14 protein-coding genes are annotated in these 12,602 nt (G+C 57.6%); 11 read left to right on the forward strand and 3 right to left on the reverse strand.

Annotation, left to right across the window (positions count from 1 at the left end):
- Nucleotides 1-6: 6 nt before the first annotated feature.
- Nucleotides 7-99: a pyrroloquinoline quinone precursor peptide PqqA gene (pqqA, locus tag EOI86_RS02580; RefSeq protein WP_127763573.1), complete on the reverse strand. Its 93-nt coding sequence runs from the start codon at nt 97-99 to the stop codon at nt 7-9.
- Between the two features lie 268 nt (nt 100-367).
- Here pqqA and EOI86_RS02585 point away from each other — a divergent pair, with 268 nt between their 5' ends.
- From EOI86_RS02585 to EOI86_RS02625, 9 genes are all read left to right on the forward strand, one after another.
- On the forward strand, nt 368-916 hold the full coding sequence (locus EOI86_RS02585) for an ImmA/IrrE family metallo-endopeptidase (RefSeq protein ID WP_127763574.1): 549 nt from the start codon (nt 368-370) through the stop codon (nt 914-916).
- A gap of 181 nt (nt 917-1,097) precedes the next feature.
- Entirely contained in the window at nt 1,098-2,213 is a 1,116-nt protein-coding gene (locus tag EOI86_RS02590; protein ID WP_127763575.1) for an S-(hydroxymethyl)glutathione dehydrogenase/class III alcohol dehydrogenase, read from the forward strand.
- 63 nt (nt 2,214-2,276) lie between these two features.
- A complete protein-coding gene (locus EOI86_RS02595) occupies nt 2,277-2,678 on the forward strand; it encodes an SRPBCC family protein (RefSeq protein ID WP_127763576.1) in 402 nt (133 codons plus the stop codon).
- 84 nt (nt 2,679-2,762) lie between these two features.
- The gene (gene fghA, locus EOI86_RS02600) at nt 2,763-3,593 is read left to right on the forward strand and encodes an S-formylglutathione hydrolase (RefSeq protein ID WP_127763577.1); all 831 of its coding nucleotides are present in this window, start codon (nt 2,763-2,765) and stop codon (nt 3,591-3,593) included.
- A 110-nt stretch (nt 3,594-3,703) separates the two neighbouring features.
- The gene (gene gfa / locus EOI86_RS02605) at nt 3,704-4,279 is read left to right on the forward strand and encodes an S-(hydroxymethyl)glutathione synthase (RefSeq protein WP_127763578.1); all 576 of its coding nucleotides are present in this window, start codon (nt 3,704-3,706) and stop codon (nt 4,277-4,279) included.
- Nucleotides 4,280-4,689: 410 nt separating this feature from the next.
- Entirely contained in the window at nt 4,690-6,492 is a 1,803-nt protein-coding gene (xoxF5, locus tag EOI86_RS02610; protein ID WP_127763579.1) for a lanthanide-dependent methanol dehydrogenase XoxF5, read from the forward strand.
- 126 nt (nt 6,493-6,618) lie between these two features.
- A complete protein-coding gene (locus EOI86_RS02615) occupies nt 6,619-7,131 on the forward strand; it encodes a c-type cytochrome, methanol metabolism-related (RefSeq protein ID WP_127763580.1) in 513 nt (170 codons plus the stop codon).
- On the forward strand, nt 7,112-7,966 hold the full coding sequence (locus EOI86_RS02620; protein ID WP_127763581.1) for a substrate-binding domain-containing protein: 855 nt from the start codon (nt 7,112-7,114) through the stop codon (nt 7,964-7,966). The genes EOI86_RS02615 and EOI86_RS02620 overlap by 20 nt, the downstream gene beginning before the upstream one ends.
- Nucleotides 7,963-8,505, forward strand: coding sequence for a PQQ-dependent catabolism-associated CXXCW motif protein (locus tag EOI86_RS02625; protein ID WP_127763582.1), 543 nt, complete (start codon nt 7,963-7,965; stop codon nt 8,503-8,505). The genes EOI86_RS02620 and EOI86_RS02625 overlap by 4 nt, the downstream gene beginning before the upstream one ends.
- A gap of 26 nt (nt 8,506-8,531) precedes the next feature.
- Here the strand turns inward: EOI86_RS02625 and EOI86_RS02630 are convergent, their stop codons facing one another.
- Both EOI86_RS02630 and EOI86_RS02635 read right to left on the reverse strand, forming a co-directional pair.
- On the reverse strand, nt 8,532-9,512 hold the full coding sequence (locus EOI86_RS02630) for a YVTN family beta-propeller repeat protein (protein ID WP_205032030.1): 981 nt from the start codon (nt 9,510-9,512) through the stop codon (nt 8,532-8,534).
- Complete coding sequence (locus EOI86_RS02635) at nt 9,509-10,048, reverse strand: SRPBCC family protein (protein WP_127763583.1); 540 nt, start codon at nt 10,046-10,048, stop codon at nt 9,509-9,511. The genes EOI86_RS02630 and EOI86_RS02635 overlap by 4 nt, the downstream gene beginning before the upstream one ends.
- 389 nt (nt 10,049-10,437) lie before the next feature.
- Here EOI86_RS02635 and EOI86_RS02640 point away from each other — a divergent pair, with 389 nt between their 5' ends.
- Entirely contained in the window at nt 10,438-11,547 is a 1,110-nt protein-coding gene (locus EOI86_RS02640; RefSeq protein WP_205032031.1) for an ABC transporter substrate-binding protein, read from the forward strand.
- A gap of 39 nt (nt 11,548-11,586) precedes the next feature.
- Nucleotides 11,587-12,561, forward strand: a complete 975-nt coding sequence (locus EOI86_RS02645) for a YVTN family beta-propeller repeat protein (RefSeq protein WP_193555779.1) — start codon at nt 11,587-11,589, stop codon at nt 12,559-12,561.
- Nucleotides 12,562-12,602 lie beyond the last annotated feature (41 nt).

A 12,602-nucleotide genomic window follows, 5' to 3' on the forward strand; every position in this document is an offset into this window, starting at 1 on the left:
TAATGACTAGAACAGGTCGCCCTGATCGTCGGCCGGGAAATACATGTTGATTTCCATGCCGCAGGTCACTTCTTCGATCTTCGGAGCAGTCCAGGCCATAATTCCCTCCATTTGCTCTAATTAGTTTAGAAACATTCTGAACGCTCAATAGGCGTACGACCTGGGTGCTCACCAAGTCAAATTCAATTTCCTAATAAGTTTTTAAGAACCGGCGTGTATTTGTTTGGTACCGACCTTTACGGAAGTGTCGGTTCGTGCATAATTGTGCAGTGCGACAATAAGGAATTCTGCGGTGCAGCAATTCGTTATATTTCAAGGGTATATTATAGTAGTTACCCGATTTCTACCGGCAATTATGGCGGTGGTTTTGGTTGCATCCTCTACGGGCTTCGCGGCGGACCGGGTCGTTCAGAATGCTGCTTTTCCCGTGCGCTTCTATGACCCAAAAGTACAAGAGCATGAAGAACCGTTCCCCGGATATGCGGATCGGTGTGGCTATGAGATCTTCCTGAAGTACACGCGCCATGTCTCGATTGCGGAAACCGCCGCGGATGGCGCGAAGGTCATTCTCATTGATCCGTTGCTGACCAAGCGCGGAAACGAATTCCACAAGGCTTTCCTGATTGCGCATGAATGCGCCCATCACGTTTTGGGTCATACGTCGGAAGACGGATTACGCCGTCGATGGTCGTCACGTCGGTCGGTCACCGACCAGGAATTGAGCGCCGATTGCTGGGCCGCGGAAGCCTTGTCCAGGGCCGGCCTGTCGGATTTCACCACCTTGATGTCCAAACAGATGAGCCAGTCGGGCCTGTTTTCTCCTGGTGGGGGCTATCCGGCTGGAATCCAGCGCGCGACGATCATCCGGAAATGCGCTGAGTCGGGCGAGAGGCAGTATCTCGCGCGCACTGAATAATCGTCGGCCTGCAAAAAGAACTGGTCGGGAAAATCCGGCAGTTTCCTTACCGAAAACCAAGGCTCCGCGAAGTTTTAGACTAAAGTCCTATCCTGCGCCCAATGCGGTTTGAGTATATTCCGCGAACCGCCCATGATAAGGGCTGGACCGCATTTTGCGGATAACTTGCAGGGAGGTATGCATGCGGACGCGCGCAGCTGTGGCTTTTCAGGCGGGAAAGCCATTAGAAGTCATCGATGTCAATTTGGAAGGACCGAAGGCCGGTGAAGTGCTGGTTGAGGTCAAGGCGACCGGTATTTGCCACACGGATGAATTCACGCTGTCGGGTGCCGACCCGGAAGGTGCCTTCCCGGCGATTCTGGGGCATGAAGGGGCGGGGGTCGTCGTGGATGTCGGGCCCGGCGTTAAGACGCTGAAGAAGGGCGACCACGTCATTCCGCTTTATACGCCGGAATGCCGTGAATGCGACTATTGCCTCAATCCCAAGACCAATCTCTGCCAAGCCATCCGGTCGACGCAGGGACAGGGCGTGATGCCAGATGGAACCTCGCGTTTCTCGACGCTCGATGGCGATTCGATCCTGCATTACATGGGATGTTCCACATTCTCGAACTACACGGTGCTGCCGGAGATCGCGCTGGCCAAGGTCCGTGAGGACGCGCCTTTCGACAAGATTTGCTACATCGGTTGCGGTGTAACGACGGGTATCGGCGCGGTGATCAACACGGCCAAGGTGGAAGCCGGTTCGAATTGTGTCGTTTTCGGTCTGGGCGGCATTGGCCTGAACGTCATCCAAGGCCTTTCACGGATTGCCCAAGCCGACATCATCGTCGGCGTCGACGTCAATCCGGCGAAAAAGGAAATGGCCGAAAAATTCGGCATGACGCATTTCGTCAACCCGAACGAAGTCGAAGGCGACCTGGTCGCTCATCTGGTGGATATCACCAAGGGCGGCGCGGATTATTCCTTCGACGCGACGGGAAATACGAATGTTATGCGGACTGCGTTGGAGTGCGCACATAAGGGCTGGGGCGAGTCGATCATCATCGGTGTCGCGGCAGCCGGCGCGGAAATCTCAACACGACCGTTCCAACTGGTTACCGGACGATCCTGGCGCGGCACGGCCTTCGGCGGTGCGCGTGGCCGGACCGACGTTCCGAAGATTGTCGACTGGTACATGGACGGGAAGATCGAAATCGATCCGATGATCACCCACACCATGCCGCTTGACGACATCAACAAAGGCTTCGACCTGATGCATGCAGGCGAATCCATTCGCGCGGTCGTGACGTATTGATCCTGCCGGGCGGCTGTCCGGTTTCCGGCAGCCGCCCAAACTTGAATATGTGGAGTGGATAGGATGGCACAGGTCACCCGAAGCGTTTCGGTCAAAGCAACGCCTGAATCCGTTTGGTCGGTAATCGGGGGGTTTCAAGCTCTGCCGGATTGGCATCCCGCGGCGGAAGGGTCCGCCAAGGAAATGGTTGATGGTGTTGAGCACCGCCGGCTCAGCCTCGCCGGTGGTGGTGAAATCCTGGAAAAGGCGCTTGGGTCGGACGGCATGTCCTACGGCTACGAGATCGTCGAGTCGCCACTTCCTGTGAAGAATTACCGGTCGATCTTGAGTGTTGTCGGGACGAACGACGGTGCGGTGGTCGTCTGGTCGTCCACTTTCGATCCTTTGGCGGATACCGCGTCCGGTGTGGTCGCCGGTATCTATGAAGCCGGATTAGGGACGCTGACCAGCCGGTTCGGCAGTTGATCTAGAGACGCTTCCTGTATCGGCAGAGCGTTCTACGCTTTTGGTTTTTGACAAGTTTTTCTGATTGTTTAGGGGGTACAGCCGATGGAGACGATCTCTGAGAATGCCAGTTTTGGCGGGGTACAGGGCGTCTATAAACACAAGTCGGCCAGTTGCGCCTGCGATATGACCTTTGCGGTCTATCTGCCGCCGCAAGCCAAGAAGGGCCCCGTTCCGTGCCTTTGGTATCTGTCGGGTCTGACTTGCACGCATGAGAATGCGATGACCAAGGCAGGCTTGCAGGAACATGCGGCGCGGCGCGGCATAGCGGTCGTCTTCCCCGATACGTCCCCCCGCGGGGACGACGTTGCTGATGATGAGGCGTATGATCTCGGCAAGGGGGCAGGCTTTTACGTCAATGCGACCCAGGACCCTTGGGCGCCGAATTTCAAGATGTACGACTATATCAAGACGGAACTCAGAGATCTGGTGCAGTCGGAATTTCCGGTGCTCGAAGGGCGTCACGGCGTTACCGGTCATTCGATGGGCGGACATGGCGCGATCACACTCGCGCTCGGGAATCCGGGCTTGTTCGCATCGCTTTCCGCTTTCGCGCCGATTGCCAATCCAACGGCCTCTGACTGGGGCCGCAAACAATTGACGGCCTATCTCGGCACTGACGAAAGCAAATGGAAGACTCACGATTCCACTTTGCTGGTTGGGTCGCATGGATGGGAAGGCGGCATTCTTGTGGACCAGGGCGCGTCGGATCAGTTCCTGGACCTTTTGAAGCCGGAGGCATTGGCGAATGCCTTGGCAGAATCACGGACCGCATCGGTGTTCCGAATGCAGCCCGGTTACGATCACAGCTATTTCTTTGTCGCCAGTTTTGGGCGGGATCATGTGGACTGGCATGCCGATCGTTTGACGGCCTAGACCACTTTTTACCGCCCGAATAGGGGCGGGAGCGCATCAGAAAAATTCATGCGGCCTTCTGCCCGGTTTGTGTAGTGAATACTAAAAACCATACAAAAAGGGAGGTTATTATGAGTGGTGTACATATTCATCCTAGCGTGGACGGGGGGCTGAAGCCGGCCTCACCGGGTTTCTCCGGCGGCACGCTGAGCTGCAAGTGCTCAACCGATCCGGTGAAGGTTTCCGTGGGGTCGCAATGTGCTCACAACCATGTTTGCGGATGCACGAAATGCTGGAAACCGGACGGCGCTGTCTTCTCGCAGATCGCTGTGGTCCCGCGGGACCAGGTTTCCGTTGTTGCGAACGGCCAAAAGTTGCAGGTGGTCGATCCGTCGGCGGCAATCCAACGGCATGCCTGCAAGGAATGCGGGGCCCATATGTATGGGCGAATCGAAAACGAGGGCCATCCTTTCTATGGCTTGGACTTCATCCATACGGAACTTTCGGACGACGCCGGTTGGGCACCACCCGAATTCGCGGCTTTCGTCTCTTCAATCATCGAGGCGGGAACGGATCCAGGGCAGATGGATGGAATCAGGGCACGTTTGAAGGAACTAGGGCTGCAGCCCTATGACTGCCTCTCTCCGCCCTTGATGGACGCGATTGCAACGCATGTCGCCAAGGCGAGCGGCGCGCTGCCGTCGTGATGTAGGCGACGAGCTGCTTATGCCGGATAGTTGCGGGCACATGTGCCGGCGGACGACATGTCCGGCGCGTGTGCTCCTTCCGGTTGAAAGAAGATTTGTCGGGCAAGGCCGGGCGGCTCTGATGTGCGGTGTTTTGATACGCCGGCATGCCCAATCCGTCGCTTCGCAGACGGCAACCGCAGGAAGCGGAATTCAGTATACTACTTTCGGCTCATCAATGCCTATTCCGCTTGACCCTAAATGGTTCCAGCGGATTTTATTAAGAACCAAATAAAAGCGGAGGACGGTGTACGTCCCAAGCAAGAGAAACTCGGGGGTGCGTGTTGCGCCAACGGGTTTGCCGGTCCGGTGAAGGGTCAAAACGGCGCGAAGCTTGTCCGGTAATCGGTGTAACCGACGGGAGGAATCCAATGAGAAAAATCCTTTTGGGCGCGGCTGCGGCCTTGCTCGCCAGTACCGGGATGTCCATGGCGAATGACAGCGTCATGTCCGGTACGAAAAACCCAAATGGTTGGGTTATTCAGACGGGAGACTATGCGAATACCCGGCATTCGACGCTTTCGCAGATCAATAGGGACAATGTCGGCGATCTACAGGTTGCCTGGTCGTTCTCGACCGGCGTTCTGCGCGGGCATGAAGGCTCGCCGCTCGTTGTCGGCGATACGATGTATGTCCATACGCCGTTCCCGAACATCGTCTATGCGCTGGACTTGAACAATTACGGCGCCATCAAGTGGAAATACGAGCCGAAGCAGGATCCGGACGTTATTCCGGTGATGTGCTGTGACACGGTCAACCGTGGTCTCGCCTTCGCCAACGGCATGGTCTTCCTGCATCAGGCGGATACCACGGTCGTCGCGCTCGACGCGAAATCCGGTCAGGTACGGTGGTCTGTCGTTAACGGCGATCCGTCCAAGGGTGAAACCAATACGGCGACCGTCCTTCCGGTGAAGGATAAGGTCATCGTCGGTATCTCCGGCGGTGAGTTTGGCGTGCAATCCCACGTCACGGCCTACAACATCGAAACCGGCGAGCGTGTCTGGCGTGCCTATTCCATGGGGCCGGACGATCAGATCCTGATGGATCCGAAGAAGACCACGCATCTCGGCAAACCGGTCGGCAAGGACTCAGGTCTGAACACCTGGGAAGGCGACCAGTGGAAGATCGGTGGCGGTGCCACTTGGGGCTGGTATTCCTACGATCCGGATGCCGACCTGTTCTATTATGGCACGGGTAACCCGTCGACCTGGAACCCGGCACAACGCCCGGGCGACAACCGGTGGTCCATGACGATCATGGCGCGTGACCCCGATGACGGGATGGCGAAGTGGGTCTATCAGATGACCCCGCATGATGAATGGGACTATGACGGCATCAATGAAATGATCCTCACGGATCAGGAAATTGACGGCAAGATGCGTAAACTTCTGACCCATTTTGACCGTAACGGCTTCGGCTATACGCTGGACCGCATTACCGGCGAACTGCTGGTCGCTGAAAAGTACGACCCGGCCGTGAACTGGGCGACCCATGTCGAAATGGACAAAAGCTCTGATCAGTATGGTCGTCCGCAGGTCGTTTCAAAATATTCGACCGAACAGAACGGCGAAGACGTCAACACGACGGGTGTCTGCCCTGCCGCGTTGGGGACGAAGGATCAGCAGCCGGCGGCCTACAGCCCGCGCACCGAACTGTTCTATGTGCCGACGAACCATGTCTGCATGGACTATGAACCGTTCCGTGTCAGCTATACGGCTGGTCAGCCCTATGTCGGTGCAACTCTGTCGATGTACCCGGCCCCGAACTCGCATGGCGGTATGGGTAACTTCATCGCCTGGGACGGCAAGAAGGGTGAAATCGTCTGGTCGATCCCGGAACAGTTCTCGGTCTGGTCCGGTGCTCTCTCGACCGATGGCGATGTCGTCTTCTACGGCACGCTGGAAGGTTTCCTGAAAGCGGTCGACGCCAAGACGGGTGAAGAGCTTTACAAGTTCAAAACCCCGTCAGGTATCATCGGCAACGTCATGACATATGCCCATGATGGCAAACAGTATGTCGCCGTGTTGTCCGGTGTCGGCGGTTGGGCCGGGATCGGTCTGGCAGCTGGTTTGACCAACCCGAACGACGGGCTTGGTGCGGTCGGTGGCTATGCCGCGCTGAGCAACTATACCGCTCTCGGTGGTCAGTTGACGGTGTTCAAGCTTCCTGACTAAGGTCGCGCTACCGTCATACTAATTGCTAACAGCAACGGGACCGGCGCGGAGTGTAAACTCCGCGCCGGACTCGTTATAAGAAGAAAAAACAGTGCCAATAATGTTCAGGATGAGGGAACGATCATAATGTCATTCAGCTTTTTTCGGTTCGGGGTAGCCGCCGCATTCCTACTTGCCACATTGGGGGCAGCCCATGCGGACAACATCACAGTCGCATATGAGGATGGTGGGAAATACTTTACCGAAGACGATATCCCAACCTTTCAGATTGATGAGGATGGCACGGTGGACTGGCCGACCTATTCCGGTTTTCGCCGTTACCACTCCGAATGCCATGTATGCCATGGTCCCGAAGGGGAAGGGTCGAGCTATGCACCGGCGTTGAAGAAATCAGCCATCGAAATGGACTATTACGCGTTCGTCGATGTTGTCGTTAACGGCCGGAAGAAAGTCGATGCCTCGCACAATTCTGTTATGCCGGCATTCGGCGATAACCCGAACGTGATGTGTTACCTCAACGATATCTATGTCTACCTCAAGGCCCGCGGTATGGACGCAGTTGCGCGTGGACGCCCGCGCAAAAAAGAGCCGAAAAGCGATCAGATCAGAGAAGAAGAGAATGCTTGCCTTGGTTTTTAGGCAGGTGTCGCCGGCGCTGAAGGGGACAATTCTGGCTGTGGCAATGCTGGCCGGCACGGCAATGCCGGCCGGCGCCCAGACGACGGACCTCGTTTCAAAAAGCCATTTCAGGGTTTGCGCGGATCCAGCGAACACGCCGTTTTCCAGCAAGGACCTCTCTGGTTTTGAAAACAAGATCGCGGATGTTTTTGCGGCCGATCTGGGGTTGCCGATACAGTATGAGTGGTTCCCGATGGCGATCGGATTCGTCCGCAAAACGCTGCGGGACAACCGCTGCGATGTGATCATCGGATTTGCTCAAGGCCATGAATTGGTCTTGAACACCAACCATTACTACACATCCGCCTATGTGATGGTGACGAAGCCCGGAAGCGCGATAGAGGGTGTCGACCATCTGGCCGACGACAGGCTGAAAGGCCTGACCTTGGGGATCGTGGCGGGAAGCCCACCAGCGACGCATATGGCCAGGAACGGCTTGATCGGCAAGGCCAAGCCCTACCGTTTGATGGTCGACCGGCGCGTAGAATCCCCAACCGAGCAGATGATCGCCGACCTGCAGGCGGGAGAGATCGATGCCGCCATCCTATGGGGGCCGATCGGTGGCTATTACGGAAAACAGGCCGGACTGACAGTTACCCCGTTGCTGAAAGAGCAGGGGGCACCGCGATTGTTCTACCGGATCACCATGGGTGTGAGGCAAGGCGAATTGGTGTGGAAACGAAAACTGAATTCGCTGATACGTAAACACCAGGGCGAAATCGACGCGATCCTGACGGAGTATGGCGTGCCCTTGGTCGACGATATGGGAGAGGGCCTCAAACCCTTGCAGGAATGATACGCCTCCGCGTTGGTGTTCTGTTAGCCGCACTGTTCGTTTGCGGCGCCGCCCAGGCTGAGCAACCCGCTGAGCCGGACGGTTTCCGCATGGACAGCTATCGCGCTCCCGTCCCGGTCAGCCTTGAAGGGGCTATCGTTCTTGACGATGCCGGCGCGCGGGCGCTTTGGCAGGAAGGATCGGCCAAATTCGTCGATGTGCTGCCCCGCCCGCCGAAACCGAAAAACCTTCCTGAAGGAACCATCTGGCGGGATAAACCGCGGCATAGCATTCCCGGTGCGACATGGTTGGTGAATGTGGGCTATGGCGCGATCGCGGAAGAAACCGACAGATACTTCCGGGATGGGCTTGCCGCCGTGACTGGGAACGACAAGGCCCATCCGGTGGTCTTCTTTTGCCTGGCGGAGTGCTGGATGTCTTGGAACGCGGCAAAGCGTGCCTTGGGCTATGGGTATACATCCGTCTATTGGTACCCGAATGGAACCGATGGATGGACGGCGCAGGCATGGGCGACGGAGCAGCTTGAACCGCGCCCATGACGGGCTTTGCACGCAAATAGTCGCCGTTAATTTCCAATGAAAAGGCCGAAAGCCCGGGGACCGTCGCCAACCTCGATTTCGCGGGTCACGGCGAGCGTTTCGACGTCGATGACAGATATCGAGTTGGAAAACCAATTGGCTACGATGACGGAACGTCCATCCCGGGACAGGTCGATGCCCTCCGGATACTCACCGACGTCGATCCGGCCGATTGGTGCCAGTGTTGCCAGGTCGAAAACCGTCACGGTGTCCGCATATTGGTCGGTGACGAACCCTTTGCCGTCGGCCAGAGCGACCGCATAGGGCCGCTCCCCGGTAGGGACTTGTCCGATGGCCGTGGACGTGGCGATGTCTATGACCGTAACTGTGTTCGACCCGACATCCGCGGTGTAGGCGTGACGGCCGGCCGGGTCGATGGTGATGCCGAAGGGGCGGATTCCAACCGGAACCCGCGACAGGACAGCCAACGTAGCCGCATCGGCAATCGTGACCTGATTGCTGTCGCGGTCGGCGCTCAGCACCTTGGTGCCGTCCGGCGTCACGGCGATCCCGGACGGTGAATCGCCTGTGGAAATTTCCCCAACGACACCGGCATGCGGGTCAACAGCCCATAGCCGCGCGCCGTACCAATCGGCGACATAAATCGGGCTGCCAGAAGGATGTACGGCGATGCCCAGCGGGCCTCCAGGAAGTTTAATCCGGGTCGAGACTTCCCGGCCTTCGCCGTCCAGGACGGAAACAGTCTTGCTGTCGGGGCTGACCACGTAGACGGTCTGTGGGGGACCTCCCCAATGCAGACCGATGGCAACACCCGCGGGTTTTCCACCAATCGCCGTGGTGCGCAGGACCTTCCCGGTGTCGAGGTCGACGACGGAAAGGTCCTCGCTGGATTGGTTGGTGATAAACGCCGTATCGGCAAGGACGGAACTTGAGAAAAGGGAAACCGCCGCGGCTGCAAAGGCGGCGGCGCGCCCCCAGGCGTTGCGGCGCACGACGTCAGCCGTCAATTACCCGCCCCGAACCGTTCCCGCAGGGCCTGCATCCCGGCTTCGTAGACGCCGGTCACCGCTGCGACGGCTGCCTCGTCATTCAATTCCGGCGGCGGGTCGTTATTCGGGTAGCCGCGATAGAAGGCGCCACGCCATTCGATCTCCGACCCGCTTCCGGACGGCCGAACGGTCAAATGGGACGAATAGTTGGTCACAGGCAGCGTTTCGACCTTCACATCCGTAATCCGGTAGGAATAGCTGCGCTTTTCGGCAGAATATTTGTAGAGCACCTCGGCGATCGTCGGACCGCCTTCCTGGCCGAGGGTGAGGACGCGGGTCGCGTCGATATTGTTCCCGTTTTCACCGGTCGAGGAATGCACGGCGGGATGCCAGCTCATGTCCTGGAAATTGCCGATCGCCGCCCAGACTTCGTCCGGTGAGGCTGCGACGGTCGTTTTGACGGTGACTTTCTGTCTGGTCGGACCATGCGCCGATGCGGGCTGAACCAGCAGCGCCAGTGACAGTGCAAGAATGGTTAGAAGTGAAAACCTCATATGTTCCTCCCTAGGTTTTGTTTTTGCTGTGGTTCCTCCGTATTTACGGCAGGTGGTTCCGGTTCGATCGAGGCAACCCGGGCACACGAAATCGAGCCCGGATAAGCTGGACGAATATCATCATCATCGGTCTATCGTGGGTCGTGGCGATGTTGGCGGCAAGTTGGATTAAGGTCCTATTGCATCGGTAAATCGAATGTTGGTCTTATTAAGTCCTTATGTGGAAAAACCCCTGGCACGCTGCTTGACCTGCGCATGACCCTTAGATGAAATCAAAACTAGGGAGCGAAAAAATGCGTGGGACAGCAAAGACTATAATTTGCGCCTTCGCACTAGGGGCTGTTGCATTTGTATCAGCTTCGGTGCGACCAGCATTGTCGGCGGATACGTTGACGGTTAAGGCCGCCGTTATTCGTGTCGATGTTGAAAAACCGCTGCCGATTTCGCGCCTGGACTTGCCGCCCGACGATTTGGGTTTCGTGGGCGGAAAGCTCGCCACTGCGGATAACCAGACCACCGGGCGTTTCACAGGACAGGAATTCGAAACCGTCGATTTGGCGGTCGGACCCGACCAAGCGGTTGCCGAAGTGCAGCGCCTTGTTGGGGAAGGGGTGTACTATATCGTCATGGCGGCCGAGGCAGAGACGCTTCTTGCGGTTGCCGACGCCGTTGGCGACAGTGCTGTTGTCGTCAACGCCCAGGCCATGGACGATCGCCTTCGCAACGACAGTTGCCGTTCCAATATTCTGCATGTGGCCCCAAGCCGGGCGATGCTGACAGATGCCCTTGCGCAATTCCTGATGTGGAAGAAATGGCGGGAATGGGCATTAATCCACGGTTCGCATCCGGAAGACCTTCTGTTGGCGGACGCCTATCGCAGGGCGGCGAAAAAGTTTGGCGCGAAAATCGTCGAGGAACGGGTCTTCGAAGACACCGGTGGCGCGCGCAGGACGGATTCCGGTCACGTCTTGGTGCAGAAGCAGATGCCCGTCTTCACGCAACGCATGGACGACTACGATGTTCTCGTTGCCGCGGACGAGGCGGATGTCTTCGCCGCCTATCTGCCTTACCAGACATGGGACCCGCGGCCGGTCGCGGGGTCGGCTGGGCTGCGTCCGACGACGTTTCACCCGGCGCATGAAGCCTGGGGCGCGACCCAGTTCCAGCGCCGCTTCGAAAAGGAGTCCAACCGGTATGCCCGGCCGCTCGACTATCAGGTCTGGCTGGCCTTGCGGGTGTTGGGTGAAGTCGTGACGCGCACGAATTCATACGACCCCGGCACAATGAAGGACTATCTGCTCGGCCCGAATTTCGAATTGGCTGCCTTCAAGGGCGTGAAAGTAACCTTCCGTCCGTGGAACGGTCAGTTGCGGCAACCGGTATTGCTGGTCGGCGACAAGGTTCTGGTCTCCGTCTCACCGCAGAAGGAATACCTCCATAAAGTCTCGCGGCTGGATACGCTCGGGTTCGATGAACCGGAATCGACCTGTGTGCGGTAAAAATATGGGCACGTTGCCCAAGGGAAGGAAGTGCAAGTGATGATCCGATCGACCTGTGCGGCCATGATTGCCTTCGGCGCCTTGGCCTATGCCCATACGGCCGGCGCCTATACGGTCTATGTCACGAACGAAAAGGGAAATACGATCTCCGTCCTGGATAGTGAAACTTGGGAAGTGACCAAGACCATTCCCGGCGGCCAACGGCCCCGCGGCATTACCGTCAGTCACGACGGCAAGGAACTCTACGTTTGCGCTTCCGATGACGATACGGTCAGGGTTTTCGACACCGCGACCTTGAAGCAGACACATACTCTGCCGTCCGGACCGGACCCGGAATTGTTCATTCTGCACCCTTCGGGAAACCCGCTATATATCGCGAATGAAGACGACAACATCGTCACCGTCGTCGATGTCGAGAAGCACACTATGATTGCCGAAGTGCCGGTCGGGGTCGAGCCGGAGGGCATGGGCATTTCGCCGGACGGCAAGGTCGTTGTGAACACGTCGGAAACGACGAACATGGCGCACTTCATCAACACAGATACCTATGAAATCTTCCAGAACGTCCTGGTCGATCAACGGCCCCGCTTCGCCCAGTTCACGGCCGATGGGGCCAAGCTTTATGTAAGTGCTGAAATCGGCGGCACGGTTTCGGTGATCGATCCGGCAGCCGGGACGATCACGAAGAAGATCAGTTTTCAGGTGCCGGGAATGGCGCCCGAGGCATTGCAGCCGGTCGGCGTCCGGGTGACCGGTGACGGGAAAAAGGTGTTCGTGGCCTTGGGGCCGGCGAACCGTGTCGCGGTAATCGATGGCGATACGGATGAAGTAGTTGAATACCTGTTGGTCGGCCAACGCGTTTGGCAGATGGCCTTCACGCCGGATGAGAAATTCCTGATCACGACAAACGGCAATTCGAACGACGTTTCGATCATCGATGTCGAGTCCGTCAAAGTCATCAAGTCGGTACAGGTTGGGGAACAGCCTTGGGGCGTTGCCGTGTCCCCGAACTGATGTCCTGGCGTAAACAACATTCCGCCAAGCGCTGTCGGTGC

Origin of the sequence: Hwanghaeella grinnelliae, from assembly GCF_004005845.1 — a bacterium.
Classification (GTDB): domain Bacteria; phylum Pseudomonadota; class Alphaproteobacteria; order UBA8366; family Aestuariispiraceae; genus Hwanghaeella; species Hwanghaeella grinnelliae.

Excerpts from the sequence above, each read along its gene's own strand:
- fghA (WP_127763577.1), top strand. The coding sequence starts at position 2,763 with ATGGAGACGATCTCTGAGAATGCCAGTTTTGGCGGGGTACAGGGCGTC.
- EOI86_RS02595 (WP_127763576.1), top strand. The coding sequence starts at position 2,277 with ATGGCACAGGTCACCCGAAGCGTTTCGGTCAAAGCAACGCCTGAATCC.
- EOI86_RS02645 (WP_193555779.1), top strand. The coding sequence starts at position 11,587 with ATGATCCGATCGACCTGTGCGGCCATGATTGCCTTCGGCGCCTTGGCC.
- pqqA (WP_127763573.1), bottom strand. The coding sequence starts at position 99 with ATGGCCTGGACTGCTCCGAAGATCGAAGAAGTGACCTGCGGCATGGAA.
- EOI86_RS02615 (WP_127763580.1), top strand. The coding sequence starts at position 6,619 with ATGTCATTCAGCTTTTTTCGGTTCGGGGTAGCCGCCGCATTCCTACTT.
- xoxF5 (WP_127763579.1), top strand. The coding sequence starts at position 4,690 with ATGAGAAAAATCCTTTTGGGCGCGGCTGCGGCCTTGCTCGCCAGTACC.
- EOI86_RS02635 (WP_127763583.1), bottom strand. The coding sequence starts at position 10,048 with ATGAGGTTTTCACTTCTAACCATTCTTGCACTGTCACTGGCGCTGCTG.
- gfa (WP_127763578.1), top strand. The coding sequence starts at position 3,704 with ATGAGTGGTGTACATATTCATCCTAGCGTGGACGGGGGGCTGAAGCCG.
- EOI86_RS02590 (WP_127763575.1), top strand. The coding sequence starts at position 1,098 with ATGCGGACGCGCGCAGCTGTGGCTTTTCAGGCGGGAAAGCCATTAGAA.
- EOI86_RS02620 (WP_127763581.1), top strand. The coding sequence starts at position 7,112 with ATGCTTGCCTTGGTTTTTAGGCAGGTGTCGCCGGCGCTGAAGGGGACA.
- EOI86_RS02625 (WP_127763582.1), top strand. The coding sequence starts at position 7,963 with ATGATACGCCTCCGCGTTGGTGTTCTGTTAGCCGCACTGTTCGTTTGC.